General features: G+C 62.8%; 4 protein-coding genes. All 4 read left to right on the top strand.

Annotated elements, in window-relative coordinates; genetic code table 11:
* The first annotated feature begins 309 nt into the window (after window positions 1-309).
* The 4 genes from AWC14_RS27770 (at window position 310) to AWC14_RS28495 (ending at window position 3476) form a co-directional block, all read left to right on the top strand.
* Complete coding sequence (locus tag AWC14_RS27770) at window positions 310-1149, top strand: hypothetical protein (RefSeq protein ID WP_084024665.1); 840 nt, start codon at window positions 310-312, stop codon at window positions 1147-1149.
* Window positions 1150-1217: 68 nt separating this feature from the next.
* The gene (locus AWC14_RS27765) at window positions 1218-1598 is read left to right on the top strand and encodes a hypothetical protein (protein WP_085241545.1); all 381 of its coding nucleotides are present in this window, start codon (window positions 1218-1220) and stop codon (window positions 1596-1598) included.
* Window positions 1599-2973: 1375 nt separating this feature from the next.
* Window positions 2974-3111, top strand: coding sequence for a hypothetical protein (locus tag AWC14_RS28865; RefSeq protein ID WP_158084976.1), 138 nt, complete (start codon window positions 2974-2976; stop codon window positions 3109-3111).
* Window positions 3112-3215: 104 nt separating this feature from the next.
* The gene (locus tag AWC14_RS28495) at window positions 3216-3476 is read left to right on the top strand and encodes a hypothetical protein (RefSeq protein ID WP_139800233.1); all 261 of its coding nucleotides are present in this window, start codon (window positions 3216-3218) and stop codon (window positions 3474-3476) included.
* Window positions 3477-4025 lie beyond the last annotated feature (549 nt).

Here is a 4025-nt window from a genome sequence, read left to right as displayed (position 1 = left end):
AGAGACTCACGCGATGGCCCTCTTACGTCAGGGACCGACACGCCGCCATCACTTACACCACTCCCCGGGACGCTCCCCAAGCCACGACGCTGCCCGACTGGCCTCCGCTGTCGAGCTCGACTTGCGGCACACCAATAGTCGTCCACGCCCGCAACTGATGGATCGTCAAGCAGGCCAAAGCGCATCGGCCCCGCGCGTGTTGATGCCGAGCTGCCTGCGCCGCCACAGCAAGACTGGCGTAAACGAACCGAACGCCGGGGGGGACACGATGCGGGCGAACGCTGGCCGCAGGGGCGGGCAGGGACTTCAGTGAGCGAGACCGACACACTGTTGGCCTTACTGAAGCGGCACTACATCAAGCCGGGCGCAGACCTGCCGGGCGGTGTGTTTCTGCCCGAAGTTGGGATGAACGGCGGCTGGGGAGCCGGCAGCCGCTGCGACGCCATCTACATCGGCTTCACCAGCAGCAGCGGCCGACTGCTGGTTGGCCACGGGCTGAAGGTCAGCCGCGCTGATTGGCTCAACGAACTCAACACACCGGGCAAGGCTGATGCGTGGGCAGACGAATGCCACGAATGGTGGCTCGTGGTACCCAGCCCCACGATCGTCCAGGCCGGGGAACTGCCCGCCGGGTGGGGGCTGATGCATCCGGGCCGAAGCAAGACCCGGATGCAGGTGCACAAGCCAGCGACTCGTAAATCAGCGGATCACCGCCCGTCATGGGACGCAGTCCGGTCGATCATTGCTCGTTCAGACACCCTGCGCGCCACCGCGATTCATGAGGCCCGCGCAGCGGCGAGGAAAGAGGCCGAACAGAAGATCACCGAAGCCGTCGACGCCGGCGTGGAACGGCGGTTGGCGCGCCAACCCGATGCCGAGGACCTGCAACGCAAGCTCAAGGCCGTGGAGGCCGCGCTGGGCGCGGAGATTGATTGGGTCGCCAGCGAGAAGGGCCGAACCACATGGGGTGACCGCGTCACCCTGGGCCAGATCGAGACGATCGCCGCCGCGGTGCGCGCCTACGGGGCAGTCGAAACGGCGGCGCAAGCGCTAACTGCACCATGGCGGGATCCCATTCGAAATACCAAGGATGCCGTCGAAGGGCTGGCCGCAGCACTCGAGGGCCTCAGGAGCATCGCGCCCTCGTGAGAAGTGATGGGCGGTAATGCCGGTGTCTGGCTGAGCAGCACCACGTAAACCAAGGGGGGACAATCACAATGAAGTACATCAGCGACGAAAGTGGGCGGCGGGTAGTCGAATTGACTCAACGCAACTTGTTGGTCCTACTGGCTAAGCTCGACGACCCACTGAGCTCTCAAGCCCTCATCGACGGAGAGGGCCGAATCCTGGTGCGAGCCATCGAAAATGAGGCGCGACCGGACGATGCGACAGCCCGGGCGAGGCTGTCCGAGGGGGTAGTCGAACTGACGCGCAGCGATATTGAAACGCTGCTGGCAGCGCTATCACATCCAGGGCAGGATGCCACGCTGGTTCGCGGTGGCTCGGAAATCGTGGTACGCGCCGTGGAGAACACCGAGCATTACCGTGACCGTCCTCCGGGAAGAGTGTGGATGCCATCTAGCGGGCAAGAGCTTTGACCCGAATGGCTGGGTGGTCGACAGTTATCGGCAACCAATGAACAGGAGTCACAGGCATGACTCGATGCAAACATCCACCCGACCGTGATTGCCATATCTGCGGGCGCGCTCCAAGCCCCCCACTTCTCACCTGCATTGACCCGCCAAGGTGCTGCCTATGCGGCCCTGATGACCGCAGCGCGCATGGATGCTGCTACCACGACGGCGACGCGCGCCGAAACTAACAATCGCAGGCATTTATGACTGACCGTTGCCCAGGAAGTCATCGCTTACCGGAGGCGTGCGTCCCTGGCCCGACTACGATGATGATGCGCGGTATCTGCGCGTATTGCCGACGCGAATACCAACTGATTTGGAACGGCTCGATGCGTATCCATAACGGACTGCCGAAACGTCCAGATGGCGGCTGCCCGTACCGCTGCCCTGGCCCGGAATGCGACTTCGGCTGCTACTTCCCGTCACTATCCGCAACAACCAAAGGGTTAAACGTAAGAACGCGGTCTTGTCGGTACAGAGAGGAGCGGCCCGATGTTGATGTCAATCAAGGCGGCTGATCTCCAGGTTGGCGACATCGTTCGCATTACTGCCGGAGTCGCTGGTCGAGTGAACAAAATCCTCGACACCACGTACAAGACCATTACGTACCACTTCACCTACACGCAGTGTGATGCCTATCCCAGCTTGGTTGGGAAAAGCCGGTCAAACAGGCACCTGCTTCGAACTGAGCTTGAAGTCGACAGGCTGACATGAGAAGAACGGAATGGACACGCCCCGTTGGGACATTCCCGAACCGCCGATGCAGCGATACCGCTGCGAGCACGGCTACACAGGCCAATGCCGATGCCATCGGACAAGCCACAGCGCGGCGGCGGGTGGCTACGAACCCGGAGACCGGCGCGGCTACCAGGGCTTGGCGCTTGGTTATTGGTGAAAGGATGGGAACCGTGTGGCAGGCATTCCCGGCGCGGCAACTGACAGGACGGCCCTACGTGTATCACGCATACGTAGGGCATGAGCGGCCCGAACGCGAATGCGGGCACGACCATCGTCGTGCGCAGCGTGCCGAGGAATGCGCCCGTCGCTTGGCCGCTCGCCTCAACCGCAAACCGACGTAAGGATTGAGTTAGATACAGGAGGTAGTGCGATGCCGTGCGATAAGGAGGACAACTCGCGCCATGACGTTAGAACGATTCACGGGCCCGTTTGCCATCGGTGACCGTGTGCGCTGGGAGTCAGGCGGCAAAGGGCACTTCGGAACCGTCGAGAACATCATTCGCGGCGCCGACGGCCGACACTTGCTCGTGCGTCACGGACGCGATCCGCTGATCTATGTGCATGAGTCTCGCGCGGAACACACGGAGATGACCGGAGAAACATGACAATTCACCATTTCTCAGTCACCGTCACGACCGGCGCTGGTCGTGACGCAGCATGGGCCTACCTCAATGAGCTTTTCCACGACGACGCCAACGACGACTATGCGGCGGTGGTCGCCAAGGATGAAAGCTGTTGAGCCGCATATCCAAGAACGGATGCGGCTGCTCATGCAGCAAGCCATGGCCACCGGAAAGCTGATCGGCGTCCGGCTGAGATAGGCCGTGAAGGGAGACGAGGTAGATGTCCGAGGTGCTGGTAGTTGGTCCTCACGAACTTCGTCCGGGTGATGAGATCGTCGGGGTCCAGCGGCGCGGAGCGGGCGACACAGTCTCCCCGCGAAGCAACAAGATCGTCGAAGTCGGCGCGAGCGAGGATCCCGTTACCGGAGGCGAATGCATCCCACTGCGCCGCCGGGCAAGCGATCCGGATTGGTATGAGCTAAACCTTTGGAAGGGAAGCGAATACGGGGACGACACCCTGTTTCACGTACAACGGACCTGAAGCAGCGCCGCTGGCGCGGGGCGAGGGCGCGGACCCGCCAAACGGTGCAGCGCATGTAGACGACGGTGTCGCAACTGTGGCCGCCCTGGGCAAGCCTGCTTGGAGAGAGCGCGGCGACGCCGGTCTTCAGCGCCGCCGTTAAGAGCTGCGTGGCCGGCGTTCCCGCGGCTTTGCCTCGCCACGCCGAATGCGTGCGCGAGCGGCCATGATTGCGGCCAGAACCGATTCCTTCACACTGATCACAGTAATAGGCGACACGGGTGCTTGGCCGCCGTTAAAGTGACTGCGACGTCCAGTTACCTTTGCTGGACACTTCATCGGCGTGAGCCCGTAGCCGACGCCGCCGGCTACGGGCCTTAACCGTGCGGCCCGTTGCAGCGTAGGGGTTTACGGGTTGATCATCGCGAGTTGGTAGGCGGCGTAGGCGGCTTCGTCGAGGCGGTTGTTGGCCACGGCGTGTTGGCCTTCGACGTACCAGTAGGTGGCCAGGATGGCGGCGTAGTCGGTGGGGCGTTCCAGGCGACGCTTGCCGACCCCCCAGCGGGCCGC

Source organism: Mycobacterium kyorinense, assembly GCF_002101735.1.
GTDB classification, from domain to species: Bacteria; Actinomycetota; Actinomycetes; order Mycobacteriales; family Mycobacteriaceae; genus Mycobacterium; species Mycobacterium kyorinense.
The sequence above is the reverse complement of the archived record's forward strand: the minus strand, read 5'-3'. Positions and strand labels throughout refer to the sequence as shown.